This window comes from Streptomyces erythrochromogenes, assembly GCF_040684695.1.
Classification (GTDB): domain Bacteria; phylum Actinomycetota; class Actinomycetes; order Streptomycetales; family Streptomycetaceae; genus Streptomyces; species Streptomyces erythrochromogenes_C.
Map to the genome: position 1 here is coordinate 601,577 of NZ_JBFBGM010000001.1, position 25,006 is coordinate 626,582.

General features: G+C 74.9%; 29 protein-coding genes. 9 read left to right on the forward strand and 20 right to left on the reverse strand.

Going from position 1 to position 25,006, the window contains the following annotated elements:
- Positions 1 to 113: 113 nt before the first annotated feature.
- The 3 genes from AB0O53_RS02485 to AB0O53_RS02495 form a co-directional block, all read right to left on the reverse strand.
- A complete protein-coding gene (locus tag AB0O53_RS02485) occupies positions 114 to 1,547 on the reverse strand; it encodes a carotenoid oxygenase family protein (RefSeq protein ID WP_365192819.1) in 1,434 nt (477 codons plus the stop codon).
- Between the two features lie 151 nt (positions 1,548 to 1,698).
- On the reverse strand, positions 1,699 to 2,097 hold the full coding sequence (locus tag AB0O53_RS02490; RefSeq protein ID WP_365192821.1) for a hypothetical protein: 399 nt from the start codon (positions 2,095 to 2,097) through the stop codon (positions 1,699 to 1,701).
- A 66-nt stretch (positions 2,098 to 2,163) separates the two neighbouring features.
- Positions 2,164 to 3,093, reverse strand: a complete 930-nt coding sequence (locus AB0O53_RS02495; RefSeq protein WP_350989105.1) for an oxygenase MpaB family protein — start codon at positions 3,091 to 3,093, stop codon at positions 2,164 to 2,166.
- A 101-nt stretch (positions 3,094 to 3,194) separates the two neighbouring features.
- On the opposite strand from AB0O53_RS02495, the gene AB0O53_RS02500 reads away from it, so the two are divergent.
- Positions 3,195 to 3,545 carry an STAS domain-containing protein gene (locus tag AB0O53_RS02500; protein WP_350989106.1) on the forward strand — a complete coding sequence of 117 codons (351 nt, stop codon included), beginning with the start codon at positions 3,195 to 3,197 and terminating at the stop codon, positions 3,543 to 3,545.
- Positions 3,546 to 3,609: 64 nt separating this feature from the next.
- Positions 3,610 to 4,083, forward strand: coding sequence for a DUF5709 domain-containing protein (locus AB0O53_RS02505; protein ID WP_350989108.1), 474 nt, complete (start codon positions 3,610 to 3,612; stop codon positions 4,081 to 4,083).
- A 19-nt stretch (positions 4,084 to 4,102) separates the two neighbouring features.
- Here the strand turns inward: AB0O53_RS02505 and AB0O53_RS02510 are convergent, their stop codons facing one another.
- Positions 4,103 to 4,330, reverse strand: a complete 228-nt coding sequence (locus AB0O53_RS02510) for a hypothetical protein (RefSeq protein WP_350989110.1) — start codon at positions 4,328 to 4,330, stop codon at positions 4,103 to 4,105.
- 100 nt (positions 4,331 to 4,430) lie between these two features.
- Positions 4,431 to 4,967 (reverse strand): SixA phosphatase family protein, encoded by a 537-nt coding sequence (locus AB0O53_RS02515; RefSeq protein WP_350989112.1) that lies wholly within the window; start codon positions 4,965 to 4,967, stop codon positions 4,431 to 4,433.
- Between the two features lie 125 nt (positions 4,968 to 5,092).
- Here AB0O53_RS02515 and AB0O53_RS02520 point away from each other — a divergent pair, with 125 nt between their 5' ends.
- Positions 5,093 to 5,467 carry a hypothetical protein gene (locus AB0O53_RS02520; RefSeq protein ID WP_350989114.1) on the forward strand — a complete coding sequence of 125 codons (375 nt, stop codon included), beginning with the start codon at positions 5,093 to 5,095 and terminating at the stop codon, positions 5,465 to 5,467.
- A 63-nt stretch (positions 5,468 to 5,530) separates the two neighbouring features.
- Here AB0O53_RS02520 and AB0O53_RS02525 read toward each other — a convergent pair whose 3' ends face one another.
- The gene (locus AB0O53_RS02525; RefSeq protein WP_365192825.1) at positions 5,531 to 5,722 is read right to left on the reverse strand and encodes a hypothetical protein; all 192 of its coding nucleotides are present in this window, start codon (positions 5,720 to 5,722) and stop codon (positions 5,531 to 5,533) included.
- A gap of 169 nt (positions 5,723 to 5,891) precedes the next feature.
- On the opposite strand from AB0O53_RS02525, the gene AB0O53_RS02530 reads away from it, so the two are divergent.
- Positions 5,892 to 7,112 carry an FUSC family protein gene (locus AB0O53_RS02530; protein ID WP_350989117.1) on the forward strand — a complete coding sequence of 407 codons (1,221 nt, stop codon included), beginning with the start codon at positions 5,892 to 5,894 and terminating at the stop codon, positions 7,110 to 7,112.
- A gap of 31 nt (positions 7,113 to 7,143) precedes the next feature.
- Positions 7,144 to 7,530 carry a VOC family protein gene (locus tag AB0O53_RS02535; RefSeq protein ID WP_350989118.1) on the forward strand — a complete coding sequence of 129 codons (387 nt, stop codon included), beginning with the start codon at positions 7,144 to 7,146 and terminating at the stop codon, positions 7,528 to 7,530.
- 23 nt (positions 7,531 to 7,553) lie between these two features.
- On the opposite strand, the gene AB0O53_RS02540 is transcribed toward AB0O53_RS02535, so the two are convergent.
- From AB0O53_RS02540 to AB0O53_RS02555, 4 genes are all read right to left on the reverse strand, one after another.
- A complete protein-coding gene (locus tag AB0O53_RS02540; RefSeq protein ID WP_167389254.1) occupies positions 7,554 to 7,709 on the reverse strand; it encodes a DUF6131 family protein in 156 nt (51 codons plus the stop codon).
- Positions 7,710 to 7,795: 86 nt separating this feature from the next.
- Positions 7,796 to 8,347, reverse strand: coding sequence for an AAA family ATPase (locus AB0O53_RS02545; RefSeq protein ID WP_350989119.1), 552 nt, complete (start codon positions 8,345 to 8,347; stop codon positions 7,796 to 7,798).
- 1 nt (position 8,348) lies between these two features.
- Positions 8,349 to 8,921, reverse strand: a complete 573-nt coding sequence (locus AB0O53_RS02550; protein WP_365192826.1) for an NUDIX hydrolase — start codon at positions 8,919 to 8,921, stop codon at positions 8,349 to 8,351.
- Positions 8,918 to 10,390 (reverse strand): NUDIX hydrolase, encoded by a 1,473-nt coding sequence (locus tag AB0O53_RS02555; RefSeq protein WP_365192827.1) that lies wholly within the window; start codon positions 10,388 to 10,390, stop codon positions 8,918 to 8,920. The genes AB0O53_RS02550 and AB0O53_RS02555 overlap by 4 nt, the downstream gene beginning before the upstream one ends.
- Positions 10,391 to 10,568: 178 nt before the next feature.
- Between AB0O53_RS02555 and AB0O53_RS02560 the strand changes: the two genes are divergently transcribed.
- Both AB0O53_RS02560 and AB0O53_RS02565 read left to right on the forward strand, forming a co-directional pair.
- Positions 10,569 to 11,744 (forward strand): alpha/beta hydrolase family protein, encoded by a 1,176-nt coding sequence (locus AB0O53_RS02560; RefSeq protein ID WP_350989125.1) that lies wholly within the window; start codon positions 10,569 to 10,571, stop codon positions 11,742 to 11,744.
- Between the two features lie 91 nt (positions 11,745 to 11,835).
- Positions 11,836 to 12,675: a class I SAM-dependent methyltransferase gene (locus tag AB0O53_RS02565; RefSeq protein ID WP_350989127.1), complete on the forward strand. Its 840-nt coding sequence runs from the start codon at positions 11,836 to 11,838 to the stop codon at positions 12,673 to 12,675.
- Positions 12,676 to 12,703: 28 nt separating this feature from the next.
- Here the strand turns inward: AB0O53_RS02565 and thpR are convergent, their stop codons facing one another.
- Together thpR and AB0O53_RS02575 are read right to left on the reverse strand one after the other, a co-directional pair.
- Positions 12,704 to 13,288 (reverse strand): RNA 2',3'-cyclic phosphodiesterase, encoded by a 585-nt coding sequence (gene thpR, locus AB0O53_RS02570; protein WP_350989129.1) that lies wholly within the window; start codon positions 13,286 to 13,288, stop codon positions 12,704 to 12,706.
- A 106-nt stretch (positions 13,289 to 13,394) separates the two neighbouring features.
- A complete protein-coding gene (locus AB0O53_RS02575) occupies positions 13,395 to 15,020 on the reverse strand; it encodes an FAD-binding oxidoreductase (protein WP_365192829.1) in 1,626 nt (541 codons plus the stop codon).
- Between the two features lie 68 nt (positions 15,021 to 15,088).
- On the opposite strand from AB0O53_RS02575, the gene AB0O53_RS02580 reads away from it, so the two are divergent.
- Together AB0O53_RS02580 and AB0O53_RS02585 are read left to right on the forward strand one after the other, a co-directional pair.
- Positions 15,089 to 15,769: a TetR/AcrR family transcriptional regulator gene (locus AB0O53_RS02580; protein ID WP_365192831.1), complete on the forward strand. Its 681-nt coding sequence runs from the start codon at positions 15,089 to 15,091 to the stop codon at positions 15,767 to 15,769.
- A 53-nt stretch (positions 15,770 to 15,822) separates the two neighbouring features.
- Positions 15,823 to 16,614, forward strand: coding sequence for an N-acyl homoserine lactonase family protein (locus AB0O53_RS02585; protein WP_350989135.1), 792 nt, complete (start codon positions 15,823 to 15,825; stop codon positions 16,612 to 16,614).
- A gap of 39 nt (positions 16,615 to 16,653) precedes the next feature.
- Here the strand turns inward: AB0O53_RS02585 and AB0O53_RS02590 are convergent, their stop codons facing one another.
- From AB0O53_RS02590 to AB0O53_RS02625, 8 genes are all read right to left on the reverse strand, one after another.
- A complete protein-coding gene (locus AB0O53_RS02590) occupies positions 16,654 to 17,265 on the reverse strand; it encodes a TetR/AcrR family transcriptional regulator (protein WP_365192834.1) in 612 nt (203 codons plus the stop codon).
- Positions 17,262 to 18,224, reverse strand: a complete 963-nt coding sequence (locus AB0O53_RS02595; RefSeq protein WP_365192835.1) for a 3-hydroxybutyryl-CoA dehydrogenase — start codon at positions 18,222 to 18,224, stop codon at positions 17,262 to 17,264. Before AB0O53_RS02595 ends, AB0O53_RS02590 begins: the two co-directional genes overlap by 4 nt.
- 98 nt (positions 18,225 to 18,322) lie before the next feature.
- On the reverse strand, positions 18,323 to 19,495 hold the full coding sequence (locus tag AB0O53_RS02600; RefSeq protein WP_350989140.1) for an acyl-CoA dehydrogenase family protein: 1,173 nt from the start codon (positions 19,493 to 19,495) through the stop codon (positions 18,323 to 18,325).
- Between the two features lie 76 nt (positions 19,496 to 19,571).
- Entirely contained in the window at positions 19,572 to 20,744 is a 1,173-nt protein-coding gene (locus AB0O53_RS02605) for an acyl-CoA dehydrogenase family protein (RefSeq protein ID WP_350989142.1), read from the reverse strand.
- A gap of 34 nt (positions 20,745 to 20,778) precedes the next feature.
- Positions 20,779 to 22,857, reverse strand: coding sequence for an acetate--CoA ligase family protein (locus AB0O53_RS02610; RefSeq protein ID WP_365192838.1), 2,079 nt, complete (start codon positions 22,855 to 22,857; stop codon positions 20,779 to 20,781).
- Between the two features lies 1 nt (position 22,858).
- Positions 22,859 to 23,050 (reverse strand): ferredoxin, encoded by a 192-nt coding sequence (locus tag AB0O53_RS02615; protein WP_350989145.1) that lies wholly within the window; start codon positions 23,048 to 23,050, stop codon positions 22,859 to 22,861.
- Positions 23,047 to 24,441 carry an NADH-ubiquinone oxidoreductase-F iron-sulfur binding region domain-containing protein gene (locus tag AB0O53_RS02620; RefSeq protein ID WP_365192840.1) on the reverse strand — a complete coding sequence of 465 codons (1,395 nt, stop codon included), beginning with the start codon at positions 24,439 to 24,441 and terminating at the stop codon, positions 23,047 to 23,049. Before AB0O53_RS02620 ends, AB0O53_RS02615 begins: the two co-directional genes overlap by 4 nt.
- Positions 24,438 to 24,857, reverse strand: a complete 420-nt coding sequence (locus AB0O53_RS02625) for a hypothetical protein (protein ID WP_350989149.1) — start codon at positions 24,855 to 24,857, stop codon at positions 24,438 to 24,440. The genes AB0O53_RS02620 and AB0O53_RS02625 overlap by 4 nt, the downstream gene beginning before the upstream one ends.
- Positions 24,858 to 25,006 lie beyond the last annotated feature (149 nt).

Genomic DNA, 25,006 nt, shown 5'->3' on the forward strand with positions numbered 1-25,006 from the left:
TTACCCAAAGCGGATACTTCCTTGGTGAAGAGCAGAACTTTCACTGATGAAGCCTTTACTCACCCCTACGGCGTAGCCGGTTCACCACAGAAACGTCACTTGAGGCGTCCGGATCAGGCCTCGGTGGGCAGCCAGCAGCCGTGCAGGCCGAGCGGGACCCGGACGGGGATCCGGGCGCGGGCCACCGGACCCGCCGCGGGGTCCTCGGCGGGGAAGACCAGGAACCAGCTCGCCCCGTCGGTGCGGTCGGTGGCGAAGGTCAGCCAGTAGCCGTGTGCGTCGGAGTCCCGCCCGGGCTCGGGGGCGAAGACCGGCTCGCCGACCGAGAGGTTCCCCGCCCGCCAGACGCGCGAGCTTCCGGTCTCCGTGTCGTACCAGCGCACGGCGTCGTACTCGCCCGGCAGGAGGTCCGTGCGCCCGGTCTCGGCGGCCAGCGCGGTGTACCGGTGGCGCCGTCCGACGAGCCGGTCGTCGACCCGGGGGAACTCCACCCGGGAGTCGTCCAGCCGGGTGCGGGCCATCCGGCCGGCGGCCGGGTCGATGCGCGCCCGCGTCAGTCCGCCGCTCACGGGTCCGGCCTCCGGGCTCGGGGGCGGGCCGACGGTCAGCCTGCTCCACTCCACGTAGTCGAGGACCACCGGGGCGTCCTCGCCGGGGCCGTCGTCGTAGGCGTTCACCGTGTGCCACATCCAGAACGCCTCGTCGGCCGCCCAGCGCACCGGTCCGCCGTCGCGGGGGATCAGTGCCACGCGGGTGCCGCGCTCGGGCCGCCAGGCCAGCAAGGACCCGCCCGACATCGCCGCCGCCAGGTCGAAGAGGGCCGGGGCGAGGACGAGGACGGCGTAGCGGCCGGTCAGGGCCATGTCGTGGATCATCATCGGCTCGTCCACCCCCTCGACGGGCGTGGGCCCGCGCGTGACGGCGCCGTCGCGGCCGATGACCGACCAGGTGAGGTACGGCGGTTCCAGGCCGTAGCAGAAGACGACCATCTCGCCCGTGACCGGATCGACCTTGGGATGGGCGGTGATCCCGGCGGGCAGCGCCCCGCCGAAGTCCTCGCGGCCCAGGGTCGCCAGGCCCGCGTCGATCCGGAACGGGCACGCCGACTCCGCGAGGGCCAGCATCCGCCCGCCGTGCCGGACGACGTTGATGTCGGGGAGGTCGCGGAAGGTGCCCGCGAGCTCCGGACCGACCTGGTCGGCGTCGGGCATCACCATCGACTCCAGGCCGCCCCACAGGGCGCGCCCGGCCCGCTCCTCGGCCTCCAGCGCGGGCGTGCGCACGAAGCGGTTGCGGTACCGGGCGCGGCCCCCTGAGAGCCAGACCCCGTGCAGCATGCCGTCCCCGTCGATGGGGTACAGGTACGAGCCGATCGGGGTGAACCGCGGATTGGGGCCGTTGCGCAGGTACAGGCCGTCCAGCGAAGGCGGCAGCTCGCCCGTCACCTCCAGGTCGGCGACGTCGACCTCCTGCGTGACCGGGGCGAACGAACCCAGGAGATGAGGGACGCGGGTGGGGTCGAAACGGGGCGGCGTGTGCGTGTTCACGAAGACCTCCCGGCAGGGCCCGGCGGGTCCCGGCGGCCGGAAGGAACTCCTCCGCGGGCGCACCGTCGCGGCTCCCTCCAGTGAAACGCGGGACCCGTACGGCTGCCAGAGCGGGCGGCGAGGCCGCTCGGCCGGAGTCCGTCCGGGCAGGTCAGGCCGGGGTGAAGAGGTCGGCGTGCGCGTCGTCGAGGACGAATCCGCTGTCCAGGCGGACCCGGACCGTCACCCGCGGCCCGTGCTCCCGGTGCGCGGCCCACTCCGGTTCGAGGGAGGCCACCTGCTCCGCCAGCTGCTGCCGGCTGGCCGGGGGCATCTGGTGGCCGAAGTCGTCCAGGAGCGCCTTGAGCCGGACGTACTCGCACACCTCGTGGCTCTGCTCCCGTTCGCTCGGCGCGTCCACCCGCTCGACGGTGCCCCCGGTGCCCGACGCGAGGGAGAGCGAGCCGGCGACGGGTTCCCCGCCCGCCGGGGAGCCCTCGGCCGTGACGACCGTCCCGGCCAGCCGGAGGTCTGCCGCCAGCGTGACCCGCTGGCCTTCCTGGAGGGGCATCGGTGGTCCACTTCTGCGGTCGGGTCCGGTAACGGGGCTGTCCGACCCTGATCCGCCGGACACCCCCTAGTCTCCCACCCCGTCCGTCAACATCGATCTTGACGAGGAGTGCTGGGCCGCGCCCGCCGGGGCCGGGGGCAGCGCCCAGCGGATCGCCCGGGTCACCGCATGGCCGCCCGCGCGGGCGGCCGGGCCCGGCACCCGGTCGGCCGCGGAACCCGATCCTGCGGTGACCGCCGTCCTCGCCCACGACGGCAGCAGCTCCACGGCCGCCGCGGCGAGCAGCGCGTACGGCAGCCGGGCGACCCCCGGCAGCGGCGGGTCCGTCAGCAGGAAGCGGGCCGTGTCCCGGGACGCGTCCGTCGCCCGCAGGCCGGGACGGTACCGCGCCATCCGCAGGGCCAGTTCCCGCACGTCCTGCGGTGGCTGTAGCGCGCCCAGCGCCCGGGCCACCCGCGCCGTGTCCGCGAGGTAGGCGTCGCAGCCCGCCGGATCCAACGGGCGCCGGCCGTAGAGCTGGTGGGCCCGCAGGAAGCAGTCCGCCTCGGCGGCGTGCACCCAGCCCAGCAGCTCCGGGTCGTCGGCCCGGTACGGTACGCCGTCGGCCGTGCGCCCCCGGACACGGGCGTGCACCGCCCGGACGCGGGCCACCGCCGCCTCGGCGTCGGCGCTCGTACCGAAGGTGGTGACCGCGAGGAAGGTGCTGGTCCGGTGCAGGCGCCCCCACGGGTCGCCGCGGTACCCGGAATGCGCCGCCACCGCGGCCATCGCGACGGGGTGCAGGGACTGGAGCAGCAGGGCGGCCAGGCCGCCCACGAACATCGACGCGTCCCCGTGGACCCGCCGGACCGGCCGGTCCGGCCCGAACCAGCGGGGTCCGGGCGTCCGGTGGATGCGTTCCCGGTTGCGGGCTCCCTCGGGACCGGCGATGCGCAGGAAGACCGCCTCGCCGGCGTGCCGCCTGATCCGCCGGACGGCCGTCGTCGGGCTCGCCATGCGCCCAGTATGCGCCCGGCGCCGCCGCGCGGTCCCATGGACACAGGGACGGTTGACCGACGTCACCACGGGCAGGTGCCCCATGTACGAGGAGGTACGTCATGGCTGCCGAGGACGCGCCCGTACCGGAGCCCGCCGCCGGCACCGGGCACCACGACCCCTACGTGGTGCAGGTGATCGGCGACATGGACCTGGACCACGCGGGCGAGCTCCGCCGGACGCTCGCCGCGGCCCTGGCACAGGCGCCCGAAGGCGCCGAGATCATCGTCGACCTGCGGAATTCCTCCTTCTGCGACTCCGCGGGACTCAACACGCTGCTGGACGCCCGGCGGCAGGCCGCCAGGACCGGGCACGTCCTGCGTCTGGCGGCGCCCAGCCACCAGCTGCTGAGGCTGCTCGAACTCACCGGTTCGAGCGGTTCCTTCCCCCTGGACGCCACCGTGCCCGGCTGAGCGCACCGGGGACCGGTGCGCCCCCTGCCGGCGGCACGCCGACCCCGACCGATCGGAGAAACCGATGAGCAGCGCCGACGAAGCCTACGGCGACGACGTCTACCAGCCGCAGGAGACCGACGAGTCCGCCGAGGCGCAGCCCGACCTGGAGAACACCCTCGACGAGCCGGGCCTCGACGACACCCTCGACACCGCCTACGTACCGCTCGACCGCCCCCTGGCCGTCGACGACCGGGGTACGACCGCCGCCGAGGCGCGCACGGGGGAGACGCTGGAGCAGCGCCTCGCGCGCGAGCAGCCGGAGGTGTCCGACCAGGACGAGATCTCCGACGAGTCCGGCGAGGCCATGCTCGTCGGACCGGACCGCGCGGGCCGCCTGGCCGCGGTCGACGACTCGGCGCCGCAGCGCCACATCTCCGTACTGGCCCGCGACGTCGGGATCGACGGCGGCGCGGCATCGGCCGAGGAGGCCGCCGTCCACGTCGTCGAGGAGCTGCCGCCCGCCGAGGACATGCCCGCCGAGGACATGGAGGCCTGAGCCCGCGGCGGGGCCGGGTTCAGATGATGTGGATGCGCTCAAGGGCGCCCGCGGTGTCGCGGATCATCAGGTCGTTGCCCTTGGCGCGTTCGCGCTCGATGAAACCGAGCAGGAGCACGGCCCGGTTGATCACGTCGGACTTGCTGACGCCGCTCGCGGCCGTCAGTTCGGAGACGACCGTGACCGCGGGCGGGCACAGGGTCACGGAGTACCGCTCGGTGTCCGGGTGAGGCGGGAGCTGATCCATGGGAAGCCCTTCCTGAAGGTGAGGAGGGCACCATGCTTGCATCAACTCGGTGCGGATGCGCACCAATTTTGCGCAGTGACGGTGCAGAGGTGAGCGGGCGTCAGTGATCCGGCGCCCAGAGGGCGGTCAGTCGCCCCCTGCCGGGCGTCAGGTCCTCCCAGCCGCGCGCGAGATCCACCACGACGACGCCGGAGGTCGGGAACCCGTCCCGCAACCGCTCCAGGAGTTCCTGCGGGCCGCTCCCGCACAGGGCCGTGGCCAGTTCGTGGATGCCGGTGTTGTGGCCGACCAGCGCCAGGCAGCCCAGTCCCGCTCCGCGTTCCGCCAGTACGGTCACCAGCGTGTTCGGCGCCGCGTCGTAGAGCCTCTCGTCGTAGACGGCGTCCGGGGGGTCCGCCAGGGCCGGGACCAGCAGCTGCCAGGTTTGGCGCGTCCGGCGCGAGGGCGAGCACAGGGCCAGATCCGGCCGGTAGCCCTCCTCGGCCAGCCAGCGGCCCGTCCGGGGCGCGTCGGCCCTGCCGCGTTCGCCCAGGGCGCGCCCGAAGTCCTCGGCGGGATCGCCCTTCGGCACCGCCTTGGCGTGCCGTACCAGCAGCAGCCGGCTCCCGGTCGTCCGCTGCGCGGGGTCCGAGGACATGGCGCTCTCCCTTCCGGCTGGTCCGCGTACCGCGCACCGCGTACGGGTACACGGTCATGGTGCGGTCCGTGCGGGACGCGCGCACCCGCACCCGGGCCGGGCCGGGGCGCACTAGGCTCGGCGGGATGGAACGCGCAGACGTGCTCAGGCGAGTGATCGGCATCCTCACCGAGGCCCAGGACATCCGCAGGGCCGCCGAGGCCGGGGAGGACGCCGACGGTCCCGCCGAGACGGCCGGAGTGGCCACCCAGCTCCTGAACGAGATGCTGCCGTCGATCAGCGTGCCCGCCGACGCGTCGCCGCAGCAGGTGGCGACCCTGGTGGCCGGGGCGCTCGGCCCGGCCCTGCACACAATGGTCTCGGGATTCAGTCTGGCCTTCACGAGCCTCGCGATCGCGCACGACGCCGGGCGGACGGACGTCTCCTCGATCGAGGTCCTCCAGGAACTGGCCCTGGAGGTGGAGGCCGGCACCTACGACGAAGGCCCCTGGGAGACCTGACCCGCCGGGCAGGACCCTTCCGGGCAGGACCCGTCCGGGGGCACGTTCGCCGGACGGACGCCGTCAGCCGGCGTCCTCCTCGTGCTCGTGCGGGTGGGACATCCTGCTCTCCTGCCGCATCCGCAGCTCCTCCGGGGTCTTGCCGGCGACCGGCTTGCTGGCCTCGGGGTGCACCGGGTCCGGACCGGGGTGTTCCTGCGCGTGCTCCCCACGGCCCCCGGCCGGCTGCTCACGCCTGTCCTGCGTACCCTTCATGGCTGACGCTCCCTCGCGGATCCGATCGACGCGGACTTTTGGACTTCGGACTCCTTCCACCTACCCCGCACCGCACGCGCGACACGGGACGGAACGACGCGGTACGACACGACCGGACTCATCGGTTCCGGCACGCGTCATCCGGCGCGGCCTGGGAAGATGCGCAGTCATGCCCGAAACGATCACCAGCTTCGCCACCCGTGTCGCACGGCGCCGCCGCGAGCCGGTCGCCGTCCAGGCCCTGCGCTCCACGGCCGCGGCCGTCATCAGCTACGTCGTCGCGCTCCGCCTGAGCAGCGAACCGAACCCGCTGACCGCTCCGCTGACGGCACTGCTCGTCGTCCAGGTCACGCTCTACTCCACGTTGACCACCAGCATCCGCCGGGTCAACTCGGTGGTCGTCGGCGTCCTGATCGCCATCGGCTTCAGCGCCCTGGTCGGCCTCACCTGGTGGAGCCTCGGCCTGCTGATCCTGGCCTCCCTGGTGGTGGGCCACCTGGTGCGCGTGGACGAATTCGTCCCCGAGGTCGCGATCAGCGCCATGCTCGTCCTCGGCGTCACCCAGGTGGCGGACACCGCCTGGGACCGGGTGCTGGAAACCGTCATCGGAGCGGTGGTCGGCCTGCTGGTCAACCTCCTCCTGGCGCCACCCCTGTGGATCGGCCCGGCGGGCGACGCCATCACCGATCTCGCCCTGCGCATGAGCCGCCTGCTCGACCACCTCGGCGAGGAACTCCCGGGCCCGGGCCGGGTCGAACGGGCCGCCGCCCGACTGCACGAGGCGCGCCGCCTCGACAACGACATCGCGCAGGTCGACACCGCCCTGCGGCAGGCCGAGGACAGCCTCCGGCTCAATCCGCGGGTCAAGGAGGGCCTGCTCTTCAGGCTGGTGCTGCGCACCGGCCTCGACACCCTGGAGATCTGCGCGGTGGTGCTCCGCGTGGCCAGCCGCACCCTCACCGACCTGGCCAAGGCCCGCCCCGACGGCCCGCTCTTCGAGCCCGAGACCGCCACGGCGCTGCGCGAGGTGCTGCGCCACACCGCGGTCGCCGTGCAGAGCTTCGCCCAGCTCATCACCGCCCAGGTGAGCGCCAACGCCGAAGAGGCCGAGGCCCGCCTGACCGGGGAGCTGGCCGTGGCCCGCGTCCACCGCGACCGGCTCGCCGACCTGCTGCTGGCCTCCGCCCGCGAGGACCCCGAGCACTGGCAGCTGCGCGGCGCGCTGCTCACCGAGATCGACCGGGTCCTCGACGAGCTGGGAGTGGAGAAGCGCTCGCAGCGCCTGCTGGAGGAACTCGACGAGCACACCCGCACTCGCCGCACCGGCGGGCTGCGCGGCCGGCTGCGGACGTGGACCCGCAGGCGCGGCGGCGCGAAGCAGCCGGGGTGACGAAGGGGGCGCGGTGCGCGAAGGTGGGGGCATGGTGCACGTACTGGGCAGCCGGATCCTGCTGCGACCCACGGACCCCGAGCGCTCGCGCGCGTTCTACGGGGAGACCCTCGGCCTCGCCGTGTACCGCGAGTTCGGCACGGGACCGGACCGCGGCACGGTGTACTTCCTCGGCGGCGGCTTCCTGGAGGTGTCGGGGCGGGCCGACGCGCCGCCCGCGCCGGGCCTGCGGCTGTGGCTCCAAGTCGCCGACGTGCGGGCGGCGTACGAGGAGCTGCACAGCCGCGGCGCCGAGGTGCTGCGGCCTCCGGTGCGCGAACCGTGGGGCCTGGTCGAGATGTGGATCGCGGACCCCGACGGTGTGCGGATCGCCGTGGTGGAGGTCCCGGAGGACCATCCGCTGCGCCGCCGCCCCTGAGCGTGGTGCCAGGAGGGTCGGCGTCAGTAGTAGTGCTTGCGGCCTCCCACGGCGTGCCCGACCGCGCCCAGCAGCCACAGCACCAGGCCGATGACGACGAGGATCACGCCGATCGTCCAGAGGATCGATATCCCCGTGACGAAGCCGATGATCAGCAGGATGACGCCCAGAACGATCATGATTACCTCCTGGTTCCTGTCGAACCGGTATGCAGGGCGTCTACCACGATTGCGCGACCTTATGCCCGTTTCGCCCCGATCGAGTGTCAGTCGATCCGCGGCGGCAGCCCCGCGAGGCCCGTGTCGCGCAGGACACGGTCGATCGTCTCGGCGAGGGCGCTGTCGGCTCCGACGACGGTCTCGACGCCACCGGGCAGGAGGTCGCGTTCGCGGTACCAGGCGCGCAGTTCCAGCTCGGTGACCTGGGCCAGGTAGTCGGGATCCGCTTTGGAGGAGTGCCGGGTCAGGGTCTCCTCGATCGGGATGTCGAGGTAGTAGCAGCGCGAGACGCCGCGGTGGTCGCGGAGCAGGCCCGCGAGCATGTCGCCGTACCGGTCGGCGAACAGGATGCCCTCGACCACCACGTGGTAGCCGGCGTCCAGCGCGTAGCGGGCGACCATGTCGATCAGGCCGATGTTGGCGCCGCCGGGCACGTCGCGCTCCCTCAGTACGGTCCGGCGCAGGTTGTCCTGGCCGACCAGGGCCAGGCCGCGGCCGAACCGGTCGCGGATCCCCGCCGCCACCGAGGACTTGCCCGACGCCGAGTTTCCCCGGACGACCACGAGGCGGGTCTCTTCGCTCCCCAGGGGCAGGGGCATGTCACCGGCCCCCTTCGTGCGGGAGCGGCCCGTGCGCATCGGCCGCGGGGCCGGCCAGGAACTCGGTGCGGCCGGCGCCCGGTTCGCCGTCCCGGTGGTCCACGGGGTCGCCCGGCCGCTGGAAGTGGACGGCCGCCGGGAGTCCGGCCCCGTAGGCGTCCAGTCCCGCCCGGCAGTACGCGACCATCGGCGCCGGCAGCGCGTCCAGGGCGTACCAGCCCATGCCGTCGCACCGGTCCGGCTCCATGATCTGCGGCAGGCCGGACCACCTGCGGACCTCGAAGAAGACGCCGAGGCGGGACGACGAGCCCGTCGGCGGGCGGTGGTGCACCGTCACCGCGGCCCGTACGTCGCCCGTGTCGATGAGGATCCCGGTCTCCTCGCGGGCCTCCCGGACCACGGCCTCGACGAAGTCCTCGCCCGCCTCCAGGTGGCCGGACGGCAGGTGCCACATCCCGGCCGCGTAGACCGGCCCGGCCCGCCGCGACAGCAGGACCTCCGGGCCGCGCCCGCCGTCGCGGCGCAGCAGGAGGTGCACGTCGAGCGGCAGCGTGTGCCGGGGCGCGCCGGTCACCGGGTGTCCCCGGGGCGGCCCCAGCCCAGTTCGGTGTAGGGGCGTCCGGCCCGGATGCCCTCGATCGCGGCCCGGGCGTAGGGGACGACCGGGTCCGGCAGCGCGTCGAGCGGCCACCACGTCCACGCCACGCACCGGTCCGGTTCCAGCAGTTGCGGCTCGCCGAGCCAGCGCCGGGCCCGGAAGACCAGCTGCATGCGCGGCCGTGCGCCCGGCCGGTCCAGGGTGTGCACCAGGTGGACGAGGTCGACGTCGGCCGGGTCGATGACGAGCCCGGCCTCCTCCCGCGCCTCCCTGACCAGGCAGCTCACGGCCGACTCCTGCTCGCAGTGCCCGGCGAGGAAGTGGTGGGCGGAGGCCGCGTAGGCGGAGTCGGGGTGCCGCAGTCCCAGCAGGACCTCGCCGTCGCGTTCCAGGTAGAGATGGACGCCGACGACGTGGGGGACCGCCGCGTCCGCGGCCGCGGCGCGGGGCGGCCCCGGGGGCCGCTCCTCGGCGTGCCGGCGGATCAGGTCGAGGGTCGAGGGGCTCATGCGCAGGCGGGACGCGGTCTGCGGGTCGTGCCAGGCGAGCATGACCCCCTCGGTCAGGGTGAGGGCGGCCGGGTCGCCGTTCCAGCGGGCGGTGAAGATCTGCACGGGGACGGTGGTGCCGTCGGTCCCGGTGACGCGCTCCACCGCGTACGCCTCCACGGTGCGGGGTTCGAGTCCGGCCTCCTCGCGCAACTCCCGGCGGACGGTGTCCTCCAGCGAGGCGTCCTGCGGCTCGCGGCCGCCGCCGAGCAGGGCCCAGGCCCCCGGCTCCCAGATGTCCGGGACGTCGTCCCTCAGGTGGAGCAGGTAGCGGCCTGCGCCGTCGTGGATCAAGGCCGAGGCGTTCACCGGCCGGGCCACACCGTCGAGCCCGGACTCCAGCAGCCTGGCCCGCAGGGCGGGCGGGCCGATCTCGTCGAGGGGGAGCCACTCGGCCCCCGGGGCTCCTTCGCCGCGCGACGCCGGGCCGGCAGCCGCGTCGGCCAGGTGGAAGACCATGCGGAAGTCGTAGTGCGGGCGGGCCGGTTCGCCCCCGACCGGTTCACCCCCGGCCGGGTCCACCCCGACGGTGCCGACGCCGATGTGGACGGGCGCACCCCCGTACTCGGCGGTGTGGCAGAGGGCGGCGGGCGCAATGCCCGCCCCCTCCCGGACTCCGCGCAGGGCCGCGGCCAGGAGCGTACGGTCCACCGGCTCGACGCGCCCGCCCGGCAGGCGGAGCGTGCCGTCGGCCCCGTGCCGGACGTGCAGGACGCGCCGTCCGGGGTCGATCACGACCGCGCTGCACGTGATGTGCACGGGCGCGGCCGGCCGGGCGGCGTCGACAGGCCCGGCGTCGAGGGTCGCCAACAGGCCGCGGAGCGCATCCCGTTCGGCGGGATGGCGTTCGAGGTGGGCGGCGACGGCGTCGCGGAGGTGGGCGCGGGTGGGCGGCACGTGAACCTCGCAGTTCCGGGAGAGGGAGGGCCGGCTCCCAGGATGGCCCGGGAACCGGCCCGCCGCGGTCGTTCCGGGGGCGGTCACCCGCCCGGGGGTGGTGCCGTGACGGGGCAACTCCCGCCCACCCCAATCAAGTTAGGTTAGCCTTGCCTAAAAATGGTTTAGGATGCGGGGCATGAAGAAGATCATCCGTGTGCTGGCGGCCGTGGCCGCCGGCTTAGTCCTCGCCGGGCCCGGCACCCTCGCGACGCCCGCCGCGGCCCAGACCGCCGCACCCGCCGGGGATGCCACCAGGCTCGAACTCCCGCGCCCCACCGGCGCCTTCGCGGTCGGCCGGGACACCCTCCACCTGGTGGACCGCGAGCGCAAGGACCCGTGGGTGCCGACCGCGGACCGGGAACTGCTGCTGTCGCTGTACTACCCGGCCCTCGACCGCACCGGCGGCCCCGCCCCCTACATGGCGGTCGCCGAGGCCAAGGCGCTGCTCACCGACCGCGGGCAGCTCGGTGACCACGTCACCCCCGAACGCCTGGCGGCCACCCGCACGCACTCCAGGACCGGTGCGCTGCCCCGGCCGGCCGCCGGCCGCCACCCGCTGATCGTGCTCTCCCCGGGCTTCACGATGCCGCGCGCCTCGCTGACCACCCTGGCGGAGGACCTCGCCAGCCGCGGTTACGTCGTCGCCGCCGTGGACCACGCGTACGAGTCGGACGGCACGGTCTTCCCCGGCGGACGGGTCCTCACCTGCAAGGCCTGTGAGCAGGTCTTCCCCGACCGATCGCTGCACCGGGTCTCCGACGGGCGGGCCCAGGACGTCCGGTTCCTCCTCGACCGTCTCACCGGCCCGCACTCCGCGTGGCGTTACTCCTGGCTGATCGACGCGCAGCGCATCGGCATGGCCGGCCACTCCATCGGCGGTGCGGCCGCCTCGGCCGCCATGGCCGCGGACCCGCGCGTGGACGCCGGGGTGAACATGGACGGCACCCTCTTCACACCCGTACCCGAGGCCGGGCTCGGCGGCCGCCCCTTCCTGCTGCTCGGCGGCGATCCGACGTTGCTGCCGCCCGACCTCAACGACACGTCCTGGGAGGACAACTGGCCCCGGCTGGACGGCTGGAAGCGCTGGCTGACCGTCACGGGAGCGGGCCACCCGGCCTTCACCGACTGGCCCGTGCTGGGTGACGGGGCGGGCTACCCCCACCCCGAGACCCCGCTGTCGGGCACCCGGTCGCAGCAGATCACGCGCGCGTACGTCGGCGCGTTCTTCGACCTCCACCTGCGCGGCAGGCCGGCGCCCCGCCTGGACGGCCCGACCCCGGCCGACCCCGAGGTGGTGTTCCACCGCAGCTGACCCGGCACGGGGGCGCGCGGCGCGAGTGCCGCGCCGGGCGCCCCCGTCCCGCCCTGTTCCGGACGACCCATCGGACCGAGGAGCCACACCCATGTCGACCCCATCCGAGAGCGGCGGCAGCGCCCACGGCCTGAGCGGCGTGGCCATGACCCTGCTCACGCCCCTGTACGGCAGGGCCCACGCGGCCGAGCTCCTGCCCGGCACCACCTTCCGCGACCCGGCCGCCGCCTCCGTGCTGGCCGCCACCGGATTCCGGCCCCCGGAGGTGCTGACCGACCGGAGCAACGCGCGCGGTTCCGTCCACCGCGCCATCGTCCTCGACGAACTCACCTCGGCCTTCTGCCGCGAACACCCCGACGCGGTGGTCATCTCCGTCGGCATCGGCCTCGACACCCGCGCCGAACGGCTCGCCCCGTCCCGGCCCGCCTCCGTCACCTGGCTCGGCGTCGACGTGCCCGAGGTCGTGGAACTGCGCGCCACGCTCCTTCCCCACGACCTGACCGGGGTGTTCCCCGCCTCGATCACCGAGCCGGGCTGGACGGAGCGGCTGCTGCCGCTCGTCGGCGGGCGCAGGAACGTACTCGTCCTGGCCGAGGGGGTCCTGATGTACCTGGACCCGGCCGGGCTGCGCTCCTTCCTCACCTCCTGCCGGGAGGCCTTCCCCGGCGCCGAACTCGTCGCCGACTACTTCCACCCGAAGGTCGCCCTCAGCGGCCGGCACCCCATCGTCAGGGCGACGGGAGCGCAGTTCCGCTCCGGGGCCCGCGGCGGGCGCGGGCTGGCCGCCGCCGCTCCCGGCTGGGAGTGGGTCGCCGACCACCCGGTGATGGAGCGCATCGGCGTCGGCCACCGGGCGGCCGCGGGGCTGTTCCGCCTGCTCACCCTGGGCGCCCCCGCGTACTCGGTGGCCCGGCTGCGGGCCACGCCCTAGGGATGTCCGGGCCGGACCGTACGGGACCTCAGCCGTCGTGGCGGAAGCTCCAGGCCTCGATGTCGCGGTAGTGGATGGGGCCCGGGCCGCGGCCGATGTTGCTGCCGACCAGGTGCAGGCGTGCGGTCCGCCACCGGCGGCCGGAGAACGCGCCGAGCCCGGCCGCGGCCTCCACCACGCACGCGGGATCGTTGCGGCGGGTCCGGGCGAGGGTGAGGTGGGGGCGCAGCGGCCGGTCCTCGAAGGGGACGCCGCACTCCTTGACCACGGCGCGGACCTCGGAGGCCAGCAGGTGCAGGCCTTCGAGGTCCCCGTCGACACCGCTCCACAGCACCCGCTCGTCGAAGTGCCCGCCGCCGCTCAGCCCCAGTTCGAGGGGGCGGCGGGCCGCCGCCAGGCCGGCGAGCGGCGGCCGCAGGAGCGGGACGGTCCCGACCGGGAGTTCACCGAGGAACGCCAGGGTGATGTGCCAGTCCTCGATGCGGTTCCACCGCAGGCCCGGGTACGCGGAGTAGGCGGGCCGCAGCGCCCGCGCGAGCTCCTCCTTGGCGTCGTCGGGCGGGGCGAGCGCTATGAACACACGAACGGTCGAGGGCTGGATCTGTTCCTTCACAGAAGTCTTCGTACCGTACGACGCGTGCTCCGGTCATCTTCGCGGCACGTGCCTTCGCGGCCGGCGCCTTCGCGGCCCGCGCCCCGGGCGGGGTGCCGCTCGCCGCTCAGCCGACGAGCACGCCGGGGTTGAGGATGCCCCGCGGGTCGAGCGCGCCCTTCGCGGCGCGCAGCGCGAGGGCGAAGGGATCGGGGCGCTGGAGGTCGTAGCCGGGGCGGTGGTCCCGGCCGACGGCGTGGTGGTGGGTGATCGTGGCCCGGTACCGGTGCAGGACGTCGCCCGCCACGGCCTTGAGGTCGTCCCAGAAGGCCACCTCGTCGCCGCGGCGGCCCGCCGCGAGGACGGTGAAGTACGGGGCCGCGCCGTCGGGGTAGACATGGGTGAGGCGGCAGTTGACGGTCGCCGGGTGGCCGGAGCCCTTGAGCGCCGCCTCCCCGACCTCCTTGCGGACCGCCTCGATCAGGCCGGGGATCCGGTCCCAGGTGGCCGCCGTCTCGAAGGTCTCCGCGACCGCCCCCATCCGGGCCAGGCCGTCGCGGAGGTAGGGCATCCGCAGGAAGGCCGAGCGCCAGGCGCTCACGGCCGCGTCGGCGTCACCGCCCCCCGTGCCGCCCGCGGCCGCCGTGGCGGCGGAGGCGGCCGGCCGGCCGCCGTGGGACCGGGCCAGGTCGACGGCCTGCCCGAGCCGGGCGGTCACCGGTCCGTCCGCGGACTCGAACCCCAGGACGAGCACGGCGGAGCCGTCGTGCGAGGCGCCCGCCAGCGCCGCCTCGCCGGCGTCGAGCAGCCGGCAGTTGGCGGGGAACAGGTCCGACTGCGCGATGGCCCGCACCGCCTCCAGCGCGGCGTGGAAGTCGCCGAAGGCGAGGGAGGCGGACGCCTTGTGGGCGGGACGTTCCTGCAGCCGCACCCACGCCTCGGTGATGACCCCGAGCGCCCCCTCGGAGCCGAGGAACAGCCGGTCGGGGGAGGGGCCCGCGCCGGACGCGGGCAGCCGCCACGAGGCGCTGGTCCCGGCCGGCGTGACCACGCGCAGCGACTGGACGAAGTCGTCGATGTGCGTGCGCCCGGTGGCGTAGTGGCCGCCGGCCCGCGTGGCGAGCCAGCCGCCCAGCGTGGAGAACTCGAAGCTCTGCGGGAAGTGCCGCAGGGTCAGCCCGTGCGGCCGCAGCTGGTCCTCCAGGTGCGGGCCGAGGGTGCCCGCCTGGATGCGCGCCGCCCGGCCCGCGGTGTCGACCTCCAGGACGCGGTCCATGGCGGTCAGGTCGAGGGACAGCACCGCGCGGTGGGCGTCGCCCCGGTACTCCACCCCGCCCGAGACCGAGGAGCCGCCGCCGTACGGGACGACCGCGACCTGCCGCTCGCCGGCCCAGTCCAGCAGGTCGGCCACCTCGCGCTCGTCCGTCGGGCGGGCGACCAGGTCGGGGATGCGGCCGGGGCGTCCGCGCAGGGCGCGCACGATGTCGCGGTAGGCCTTGCCCATGGCGTGGGCGGCACGGTCCTCGGGATCCGCCGTGACCAGGTGCGCCAGGCTCGCCGGGGGCTCGGCGGCGGGCCGCTCGATGTCCAGGTCGCGGACGTGCGGGACGGGCAGCGGGTGGGCGAGGGTGCCCGGTATCAGGGCGCCCATCGCGGCGCATTCCGCGTCGTCGGGGTGCGCGTCCGCCCACCCCCACCCCCACCAGGACCGGGTGCGCGTGGCAGGGGTCGGCTGTGGCGTCGTACCGGGCATGGGGGCGCTCCAGAGGTCGCGATGCGGAACTTACCTTGCGGTAAATTACTTACTGATAATATCCGTCCATGGCAACCCCACGCTCGAAAGCCGGTACCAAGGGAGTCCCGCGGCACCACCGCCGGGCGCAGATCCAGGCCGCCGCCACCGAGGAGTTCGGCACCCGCGGCTACGCGGCCGCCTCCCTCGCCGCCATCGCCGAGCGCGTCGGCGTCACCAAGACCCTGCTGCACCAGTACTTCGGCACCAAGGAGGACCTCTACCTCGCCTGCCTGGTGCCCGTCGGCGACCGCCTGCTGGACACCATCCGCACCGCGATGGGCCGGGAGGGGGCCACCGCGCACACGCCCCTGCGGGTGCTGCAGAGCATCTTCACCGCGCTGGAGGGGCAGCGGGAGGCGTGGTTCGTGCTGTACGACACCTCCCTGCCGGCCGACGGAGCGGCCGCCCGCCGGGCCGCGGAGTACTGGTCCGCCATCGACGCCCTCGCCGCGGGCGGGACCGCCGACCTGCTGCGGGCGACCGGCTCCGACGACCCCCTGGACGCGGACGCCCTCAAGTACGTCTGGCGGGACCTCGTCGCCACCCTCGTGCGCTGGTGGGTCAAGCACCCCGACGAATCCCCGGACGCCATGACCCGCCGCTGCGCCCGCCTCTTCGCGGCCGCCGCGGCCCTCACCCCCGCCCCGGCCGAGCCGGCCGCCCAGGCCGAGCCGGACCGACGCGTGCCCCCGCCCTCCCGGGGTTAGCCTGGACGGGGCGACGCGACAGCGGCCGGGCCGGTCCGCGAGAGGGAGGTCCCGTGGTCGCCAGACTGCGCGTGACGACGGTGGACGCCGGGCCGTTCACCATGCCGAGGAGCGGCCTGCAGTACGGCGCGAGCGGCACCGTCACCGTCCCCTCGACGGTGGCAGTCATCGAGCACGCCACCCACGGACCGGTCCTCTTCGACACGGGGATCAACCACCGCGTGGCCGACCCCGAGACCGCCGACGCCCACTGGGGACCGGGGCTGCGCACCGCGTACGGCGCCGAGGGCTTCACCCGCGCCCACGCCGTCGACGCCCAGCTGGAACGCCTCGGCTACCGGCTCCAGGACGTCCGCTACGTCGTCTACTCCCACCTGCACCTCGACCACGCCGGCGGCATGACCTACTTCCCGCACGCCGTGCACGTCGCCCAGCACGAGGAACTGCGCCACGCCTGGTGGCCCGACCGCTGGACCGCCCGCGGCTACGCCTTCAACGACTACGCGGCCTGCCGGGACTACGAATTCCTCGAACTGCGCGGCGACACCGACCTGTTCGAGGACGGCACGCTCACCATCGTGCGCACCGCCGGACACACCCCCGGCCACCAGGGCATCGTCCTGGACCTCGACCACCACGGACGGATCGCCCTCATGGGGGACGCTGCGCACCTGCAGAAGAGCCTGGAGCAGGACCTGCCCATGCCCAGCGACTGGAACGTCCAGGAGAAGCTGCTCACCCACGGCCGCCTGCGCGCGCTCTCCCGGGCCGGCATCCGGGTCTTCCTCTCCCACGACCCGGACCACTTCGCCGCCCTCCCGCACGACGGCGAGTTCTGGGACTGAGACCCGCCGCCCCGCCGGGGCCCCGCGCCCGCGGCGGCCTCACACGTCCGGGAACACCGGGTCGACGCCCAGGACGGGCGCGATGCTCCGCCAGATCGTGGAACGGGCCGTCGCCAGGTCCACCCGGGGGTCGTCGAGCATCAGGCGGATGCCCAGGCCGTCGCACAGGGCCAGTACGAGGGTGCTCAGCGCCGCGACGTCGCAGTCGGCGAACTCGCCCGACCTGATCCCGCGTTCCACGGCCCCGCCGACCCAGGCGTGCAGCTGGTCGTACAGGTCGACGGCCAGGTGCCGGGCCGCCGCGTCGCGCTGGGCGCGCACCCACAGCTCCTGCCACAGCTTCCAGTCCTGGCGCAGCTCCGCGTCGCTGGGCAGCATGCTGCGCAGGATCCGGGCCAGGACGACGGACGAGGGCACCGAGTCGGCGACGCCCTCGGTGTCCGTACCCGTCTGGGCGAAGGAGTGCGTCATGGCCTCCGCGAAGAGCTTCTCGCGGGTGTCGAAGTGGTAGTGCAGCAGGGCCTTCGACACCCCGGCGTGCTCGGCGACCTTGCGCATGCTGACGTTCTCGAAGCCGATGTCGGCGATGACCTCGCACGCGGCCGTGAGGATGCGCTCGCGCGTCTCGAGTGCGCGCTCGGCCTTGGTCACGTTGGCTGCTCCCCGTCTCGACGCCCGCTGCCCGGGCGGGTGGGCCCGGCTGCCGTGGCCACCCCGCTCCCATCCTCGCGCATCGCACCGCCCCCGTGGGCGTCGTAGGCGTGGAAGCCCCGGCCCGTCTTGCGGCCCAGCCGCCCCGCGTCGACCATCCGGGCCAGCAGCGGCGGCGGGGCGTACAACGGCTCCCGGTACTCCGCGTACAGGGACCGGGCGATGGCCTGCACGGTGTCCAGCCCGATCAGGTCGGCCAGGGCGAGCGGGCCCAGCGGGTGCGCGCACCCCAGCGTCATGCCCCGGTCGATGTCCTCGGCCGACGCGGTCCCGCACTCGGCCATGCGCATGGCGGCCAGCAGGTACGGCACGAGCAGCGCGTTCACGACGAAGCCGGCCCGGTCCTGGGCGCGCACGACCTCCTTGCCGAGGACCTCGGAGGCGAAGGCGTGCGTGCGCCGGACGGTCTCCGCGCCGGTCAGCAGGGACGGCACCACCTCGACCAGCGGGAGCACCGGTACGGGGTTGAAGAAATGCAGGCCGACGACCTGTTCCGGCCGCGAGACCGAGGCGGCCAGCCGGATGACGGGGATCGAGGAGGTGTTCGTCGCCAGGACGGCGTCCCGCCGCTCCACCACCCGGTCGAGCAGCTCGAAGACCTCCAGCTTCGCCCGTTCGTCCTCGGCGACCGCCTCGACGACGAGGTCCCGGTCCGCGAGCCGCGCCGGGTCCGCCGTCACCGCGATCCGGCCGAGGGCGGCGTCCCGTTCGGCGGCGGTCAGCCGTCCCGACGCCGTCGCGCGGCCCAGGGAGCGGGTGATCCGCTCCAGGCCGGCGGCCGCGGCCGTACGGCTCGCCTCCACCACCACGACGTCGCGTCCGGCCCGGGCGCAGACCTCCGCGACACCGGATCCCATCAGCCCGCAGCCCACGACCCCGACGCGTTCGACATCGGTCATGGATCCGTCCTCCCTCCTTCGTGTGCCGGTCCGTGCGAGAGCCGTGCCGCGGTCCGGGGCGGCGCCCGCGGGCGCCGCCCCGGACCACGGGGTACGGGTCATCCCGCGGACGGCATCCGCAGCACTCCCGTACCGCGCTTGACGAGTTCGCCCGCGACGATCAGGCGCTGGATCTCGGAGGTGCCCTCCCAGATCCGGTCCACGCGCAGCTCGCGGTAGAGCCGCTCGACCGGGTAGGAGCGGTCGTAGCCGCGGCCGCCGAAGATCTGCAGGCACCGGTCGACCACCCGGCCGGAGGCCTCGCTCGCCGCCAGCTTGGCGATGGCGGCCTTGGCGTGCAGCGTCTTGCGGTCGGCCGTGCCCTCGTCGACCTCCCAGGCGACCTGGTGGGTGTAGGCGCGGTTGACGGCGATGTCGACGGCGCAGTCGGCGAGCATGCCCTGGACGAGCTGGAAGTCGGCGATGGGGGAGCCGAACTGGCGGCGTTCGACGGCCCAGTCCCGGGCGAGCTCCAGGGCGCGCTCGGCGGCGCCGATGGTCCTGGCGGCGATCATCAGCCGCTCCTCGGTGAACCAGGAGCGCGTGATGTCGTAGCCCTGGCCCACCTCGCCGAGCACCGCGTCCTCGGGGACGAACACCTCGGTGAAGGTGAACTCGGGGTGCTCGTAGACGAAGGTGTGCATCCAGCGCGGCACCCGGGTCATCTCGATGCCCGGGGTCTCCTTGTCGACGAGGAAGAGCGTCGGCGCCCGCTCCTCCCCGGCGGCGGCCAGCACGATCATGAAGTCGGCGTGGTCCCCGACGGTGACGAACCACTTCTCGCCGTTCAGCACCCAGCCGCCGTCGGCCCGCGTCGCCGTCGTCCGGATGCTCTGCGGGTCGGAACCGGCCTCGGGCTCGCTCACCGCGTAGCAGTCCCGGCGCCGTCCCCGGATCACGGGGACGAGGTAGCGCTCGCGCTGCTCCGGCGTGCAGAAGGACAGCGCGTTGGCCGGACGCCAGACCATGTCCCACAACGCGCCGGTGAGCCGCCCGAGTTCGGCCTGGACGGTGACCTGCTCGAGGATGCTGAGCCCGGCGCCGCCCCACTCCGCCGGCATGTTGACGGCCTGCAGCCCGCTGTCGAGGACGGCGTCGCGGATCTCGGTGTGCGCCTGCGGGGGCAGGCCGTTGTTCTCCTCGCAGTCGAGCTCGTACTTCATGATGAACTCGGTGAGTTCGCGCGCCGCGCTCCGGAGCTCTTCCTGACGGGCGGTGAGACGGAAGTCCATGTGCACTCTGTCCTCTGGGTCGTGGTGGGGGAGCGGTCGTTCGAAAGGGGCGTCCGGCGGGACCTCGGACAGGACGTCAGGAGCCGGGCAGGGCGAGGGCCCGCGTACCGCGCTTGACCAGCTCGTTGGCGATGATCAGGCGCTGGATCTCGGAGGTGCCCTCCCAGATACGGTCCACGCGCAGCTCGCGGTACATGCGCTCGACCGGGTAGGAGCGGTCGTAGCCGCGGCCGCCGAAGATCTGGACGCACCGGTCGATCACCCGCCCGGCCGCCTCGCTCGCCGCGAGCTTCGCCGTCGACGCCTTGGCGTGCAGCGTCTTGCGGTCGGTCTCCGGCCGGTCGGCCTCCCAGGCGACCTGGTGGGTGTAGGCGCGGTTGACGGCGATGTCGACGGCGCAGTCGGCGAGCATGCCCTGGACGAGCTGGAAGTCGGCGATGGGGGAGCCGAACTGGCGTCGTTCGACGGCCCAGTCCCGGGCGAGCTCCAGCGCCCGTTCGGCCGCGCCGACGGTCCGGGCGGCGATCATCAGCCGCTCGTCGGTGAACCATTCCTTCGTCAGCTCGTAGCCGCCCCCGATGCCGCCGAGCACGTCCTCGTCGGCCACGAACACGTCGGTGAAGGTGAACTCGGGGTGCCCGTTGACCGCGGAGTGCATGAAACGCGGGACGCGCGTCATCTCCACGCCCGGCGCCTGCTTGTCCACGAAGAACAGCGTCGCCGCCCGCTCCGGTCCCGCGTCCGCCTGCACCAGCAGGAAGTCGGCGATGTCACCGCAGGTCACGAACCACTTCTCGCCGTTGAGCAGCCAGCCGCCGTCCGTCCGGGTCGCGGTGCTCGTGCCCGAGCCGGGGTCGGAGCCGGCCCCGGGCTCGGTCACGGCGAACGCGTCGAACCGCTCGCCCCGGATCACCGGCAGCAGGTACTTCTCCCGCTGCGCCTGCGTGCCGTACGCGAGGACGTTCGCGGGCCGCCAGGGGATGTCCCACAGGCAGTTGGTGGCCTTGCCGAACTCCTCCTCGACGATGACCTGGTCGAGCAGGGACAGGCCGGCCCCGCCCCACTCCGCGGGCATGTTGATGGCGTAGACCCCGGCGTCGATCGCGGCCCGGGTCAGTTCCCGGACGGTGTCGGCGGGCAGCGGGCCGCCGGCCTCCTCCGACTGGTCCTCGTAGCGCATCAGCAGCCGCGCGTAGCCGGCGGCGCGGGCCTTGAGAGCGGCCTGTTCGGGGGTGTAGCGGAAGTCCATGCGTCCTCCAGGGCACAGGGGTGGGATGGAGCGGTCAGAGCAGGACGGCCCGCGCGTCCAGGGCGAGGGCCCCGTCCGGCCGGACCAGCAGGGGGTTGACCTCCAGCTCGGCGATCTCCGGGTGCGCGGCGGCGGCCGCGGTGATGCGCTCGACGACGGCGGCCGCCGCGGCCACGTCGAGGGCCGGCCGGCCGCGCACGCCGTCCAGCAGGGCCGCGCTGCGCAGGCCCCGCAGCAGTTCCTCGGCCCGCCCGGCCGGTACGGGCGCCAGGGCGAAGGCGACGTCGCGCAGGGTCTCGGTGAGCACCCCGCCGAGCCCGACCATGGCGACCGGCCCGAACCGGGGGTCGCGGTTCACCCCCACGATCAGCTCGACGCCGTCCGTCAGGTCGGCCATCGCCTCGACCGAGTGGGCGGGTGCGCCGAGCCGGGCCCGCATCTCCCGGTACGCGGCCAGCAGCGCCGCCCGGTCCGCCAGGCGCAGCGCCACACCGCCCGCGTCGGACTTGTGCAGCAGGTGCAGGGCCTTGAGCACGTACGGTCCCTCGAACTCCGCGGCCGCCGCGAGGAGTCCGGCCTCGTCCGTGACCTCGCGCGCCGCCGGGAACGGCACGCCGGCGTCGGCGAGCAGCGCCCGGACCGCGTGATAGCCGGGGTCCCGCAGCGGCGCGGCGGCGGGCGGCAGCGGCGGCACGGCGCCGGCGCCGCCCCGGGCGGCCGCCGCCCGGCCGGTCATCGCCGCCAGCGCGCGGGCCGCGTCCTCGGTCGCGGAGAACACCGGCACCCCCGCCTCGGCCAGCACCCGGCAGCTCGCCGACCGCGGGTACATCGACTGCACGACCAGCGGCTTCGACACGGCGGCCAGGTGCGCGACGATCTCCTTGGCGGCCCGGGTCTCGCCCTCCGCGAGGACGCTGCCGCCGTCCGCGCCGCCGCCCAGGCCCCCGTCGGAGGCCGCGTAGCCCCCGAAGTAGCCGGTCATCAGGACGGCGTCGACCTCCTCGCCCGCGAGGAGTTCCCCGACGGTGTCGGCGTACGAGAGCGGGCGCTGCTCGCCCATGCCCGCGAGGTCGACGGGGTTGCCGACGGAGGACTGCTCCCACAGCACGCTCCGCAGCCGCGCCTGGGTCCGGGCGCCCAGCTCCGGCACGTCGAGCCCGGCGTCCTCGGCCGCGTCCGCGGCGACCGCGCCGTGGCCCCCGCCGTCGGTGAAGACCGCGGTGCGCCGCCCCGCGGTCCGCGGACCCGCGGCCAGCGCGGCCAGGACGACGGTCATCTCCCGCGGCGTGCGGACGAGTTCGACGCCCGCGTCGCGGCAGGCAGCGGACACCACGTCGGCCGAGGTGGTGAGGGCGCCGGTGTGCGACTGGGCGCTGCGCGCGGAGGCGGAGCCCCGGCCGGCCGTCAGCAGCACCACCGGCTTGCCGGCCGCCGCGGCGGCCGCCGCGAAGGCCCGGCCGTCGCCGAAGTCCTCGGCGTACACGGCGATGGCCGAGGTGGCCCGGTGGCGGGCGCAGTCCTCGACGAGGTCGACGAGGGTGACGTCGGCCTGGTTGCCGAGGGAGACGAAGCGGGAGAAGCCCAGGCCGTACGGTTCGCCGCGGAGCTGGAGTTCGAGCGCGAGGTTGCCGCTCTGGCTGAGCAGGGCGACTGTGCCGGGTGCGAACCGGTCCGAGGCGAGGTACAGCTCGGTGGTGTTGTCGGCGATGCCGAGGCAGTTCGGTCCGACGAGGACCGCTCCGGCGGCGCGCACGCGGTCGGCGACCGCCCGCTGGCGGGCCAGTCCGGCCGGGCCGGCCTCGGCGAAGCCCGCGGTGATGGCGACGATCGCCTTCGCCCCGCAGGCCAGGGCCTCGTCGACGGCGGCCTCGAAGCCGGCGCCCGGCACGGAGACCACCACCAGTTCGACGGGTTCTCCGATGGCGGAGAGGGAGGTGGCGGCGGTCCGGCCGAGGACGGTGCCGCCGCGCCGGTTGACCAGGTGCACGGGCCGCCGTCCGGGTGCGCGCAGGGCCTGGGAGGCCACGGCGTGCCCGTACTTCGCCGGATCGTCGCTGGCGCCGACGACGGCGACGGAGGCCGGGTCGAAGAGGGGGGTCAGATCGCGTCCCATGTCATCCCTCCACGCGGAGGGCGGAGTTGGGGCAGCTGTCGGCGCAGGCCCGGGCGGTGTCCTCGGCGCCGGGCGGGACGGTGACGGCGATGACGTTCGCATAGCCCCATTCGTCGAGTTCGACCAGGTCGGGGGCGTGCTCCTGGCACAGTCCGTAGCCCTGGCAGCGGGTGGAGTCCAGCAGGAGTTTCACGGCGTTCCTTTCAGCGCGGGCAGCGGCTCGGGCAGGGGGAGGGGCAGGCGGGCGGGACGGGGTACGGGCGGGAGTACGGGTGCGGCTGCCGTCGGCGGGCCCGCGACCTGCGGCACGGCCACGGTGAGGCGACGTGTTCCCTCCGCGGGAGCGGCGGCCGCGCACAGCGGGCACGGGGCGGCGAGATGGGAGCGGACGTGCCCCGGGAAGGCCCGGAGCAGGCTGCCCGCGAGGCCGGCGGCGGCGTCGAGCAGCCCGCAGGCCCCGCGCCCGCGCAGGCCCCGCGACCAGCGGTCGAGGCGGTCGGCGGTGTCCGGGCCGGCCGTCCCGGCGGCGAGGGCGTACAGGGCGTCGCCGACCGCCGAGGTGCCGGAGACGCACACCCCGCACTGCCGTGCGCTCTCGGCCGCGAGGTGGGCTGCCGCGTCGGCGGCGCAGGTCACCGGGCAGCTGCCGGGGGCCAGGAAGCGGATCGCGCCGCAGCCGAGCGCGGTGCCCGCGGCGCCGAGCGCGTCCGGTTCGAGGGGAAGGTCCAGGGCGTGGGCGTCGACGAGTCCGCCGAACAGGCCGCCCATCAGCGCCCCGGCCGCGTCGGGGACGCCGTGCCGGGCGGCCAGTGCGCGCAGCGGGACCCCGTACGGGACCTCCGTGAGCACGGGCCCGGCCGTACCGCCGGAGAGCGTCACCAGGGTGCCGCGGGCGATGTCGGTGCGCAGGTCGGGCCGGGCGGCGGTGAGGGCGATCCGGGCGAGCGTCTCGACGTTGGAGACCAGGGTCGGGGCGCCGCCGACCCCCCGCTCGAACGGGCGGGGCGGCTTGGCGGCGGGCAGCGCCGGTCCGCCGTCGATCCGGCGGACCACCGCGGTCTCCTCGCCGGCGACGTACGTGTGGCCGGTCTCGACGACCTCGACCGGCAGCGGCGGCGGATGCTCCGCCAGGGCCCGGCGCACGCTCTCGCCCGCGGCGGGGTCGGAGAGGTAGACGAAGCCGCGGGCCGCGCCGGTGATCGCGGCGGCCCGGGCGAGACCGTCGAGGACCAGGTGCGGGCGGGCCCGCAGCAGCCAGCGGTCCTTGGCCGAGCCCGGTTCGCCCTCCTCGCCGTTCGCGACGACGACCGGAGGGCCGCCGGGTGCGCCGCGGCCGCCCGGGGCGCCGTGGTCGCCTTGGCCGCCGTGGTCGCGTACGGAGCGGAGCTTGACGGCGGCCGGGAAGCCGGCCCCGCCGCGGCCGCGCAGGCCGGAGTCGGTGAGGTGGGCGAGCAGTTCGCCGGGGGTGGTGTCGGTGCCGTAGCCGCCCGCGGCGCGGTAGGCGTCGGCGCTCTCGCCGGTGTCCGGGGCCGTCCCGAGGACGGTGCCCGGCGGCCGGGCGGTGGGGAGTCGGATCGTGGTCATCGGCTGCCTCCGGTCCGGGGGGTGGGGGTGCGCAGGGCCCGTACGGCGCCCTCCAGCGCGGTGCGGTCCGTCGCGGTGCGGCCGTATCCCGGTCCGGGAAGGCCGATCAGCATGCGGTGGTGGTCGAGGACGACCTCGCCGGCGAGCAGGGCGGCGGCCCGGTCGCCGGTGCGGGACCCGGCGGCGACGCCGGTGACCAGGTCGGTGACCTCGGCGAGGTAGCGCAGCCAGCTGTGCCGGCTGCCGCGCAGGATCAGGCGCTCCACGCGGCGGCGCTCGGCGGCGGCCAGCTCTTCGGCCGTCCGCGGGGCGCGGGTGCCGCGCGACGAGGCGCGCAGGGCGGCGACCGCCGTGGGGAGTTCTCGCTCCGGTTCGGGGGTGAGCCCGAGCCAGTCCAGACGCCGACGACCGCTCATGCGTGCCTCCGGGGGTGGGATGCCGCCGCCGACCCGGCGGCCGGCGCAGGCCGGTCGGCGGGGGAGCGGGGAATCGAGGGGTGCGGGCCCGGGCGGGGCCGGGCGGGCCGCCCGGGCCGAATGCGCCCCGTTGAACAGGGCGAACGCGG

Coding starts and splice junctions, on each gene's coding strand:
- AB0O53_RS02565 (WP_350989127.1), top strand. CDS start 11,836: ATGTCGACCCCATCCGAGAGCGGCGGCAGCGCCCACGGCCTGAGCGGC.
- AB0O53_RS02520 (WP_350989114.1), top strand. CDS start 5,093: ATGGAACGCGCAGACGTGCTCAGGCGAGTGATCGGCATCCTCACCGAG.
- AB0O53_RS02530 (WP_350989117.1), top strand. CDS start 5,892: ATGCCCGAAACGATCACCAGCTTCGCCACCCGTGTCGCACGGCGCCGC.
- AB0O53_RS02515 (WP_350989112.1), bottom strand. CDS start 4,967: ATGTCCTCGGACCCCGCGCAGCGGACGACCGGGAGCCGGCTGCTGCTG.
- AB0O53_RS02625 (WP_350989149.1), bottom strand. CDS start 24,857: ATGAGCGGTCGTCGGCGTCTGGACTGGCTCGGGCTCACCCCCGAACCG.
- AB0O53_RS02535 (WP_350989118.1), top strand. CDS start 7,144: ATGGTGCACGTACTGGGCAGCCGGATCCTGCTGCGACCCACGGACCCC.
- AB0O53_RS02510 (WP_350989110.1), bottom strand. CDS start 4,330: ATGGATCAGCTCCCGCCTCACCCGGACACCGAGCGGTACTCCGTGACC.
- AB0O53_RS02545 (WP_350989119.1), bottom strand. CDS start 8,347: ATGCCCCTGCCCCTGGGGAGCGAAGAGACCCGCCTCGTGGTCGTCCGG.
- AB0O53_RS02575 (WP_365192829.1), bottom strand. CDS start 15,020: ATGCCCGGTACGACGCCACAGCCGACCCCTGCCACGCGCACCCGGTCC.
- AB0O53_RS02495 (WP_350989105.1), bottom strand. CDS start 3,093: ATGGCGAGCCCGACGACGGCCGTCCGGCGGATCAGGCGGCACGCCGGC.
- AB0O53_RS02580 (WP_365192831.1), top strand. CDS start 15,089: ATGGCAACCCCACGCTCGAAAGCCGGTACCAAGGGAGTCCCGCGGCAC.
- AB0O53_RS02620 (WP_365192840.1), bottom strand. CDS start 24,441: ATGACCACGATCCGACTCCCCACCGCCCGGCCGCCGGGCACCGTCCTC.
- AB0O53_RS02595 (WP_365192835.1), bottom strand. CDS start 18,224: ATGACCGATGTCGAACGCGTCGGGGTCGTGGGCTGCGGGCTGATGGGA.
- AB0O53_RS02490 (WP_365192821.1), bottom strand. CDS start 2,097: ATGCCCCTCCAGGAAGGCCAGCGGGTCACGCTGGCGGCAGACCTCCGG.
- AB0O53_RS02610 (WP_365192838.1), bottom strand. CDS start 22,857: ATGGGACGCGATCTGACCCCCCTCTTCGACCCGGCCTCCGTCGCCGTC.
- AB0O53_RS02560 (WP_350989125.1), top strand. CDS start 10,569: ATGAAGAAGATCATCCGTGTGCTGGCGGCCGTGGCCGCCGGCTTAGTC.
- AB0O53_RS02600 (WP_350989140.1), bottom strand. CDS start 19,495: ATGGACTTCCGTCTCACCGCCCGTCAGGAAGAGCTCCGGAGCGCGGCG.
- AB0O53_RS02525 (WP_365192825.1), bottom strand. CDS start 5,722: ATGAAGGGTACGCAGGACAGGCGTGAGCAGCCGGCCGGGGGCCGTGGG.
- AB0O53_RS02540 (WP_167389254.1), bottom strand. CDS start 7,709: ATGATCGTTCTGGGCGTCATCCTGCTGATCATCGGCTTCGTCACGGGG.
- AB0O53_RS02505 (WP_350989108.1), top strand. CDS start 3,610: ATGAGCAGCGCCGACGAAGCCTACGGCGACGACGTCTACCAGCCGCAG.
- AB0O53_RS02605 (WP_350989142.1), bottom strand. CDS start 20,744: ATGGACTTCCGCTACACCCCCGAACAGGCCGCTCTCAAGGCCCGCGCC.
- AB0O53_RS02500 (WP_350989106.1), top strand. CDS start 3,195: ATGGCTGCCGAGGACGCGCCCGTACCGGAGCCCGCCGCCGGCACCGGG.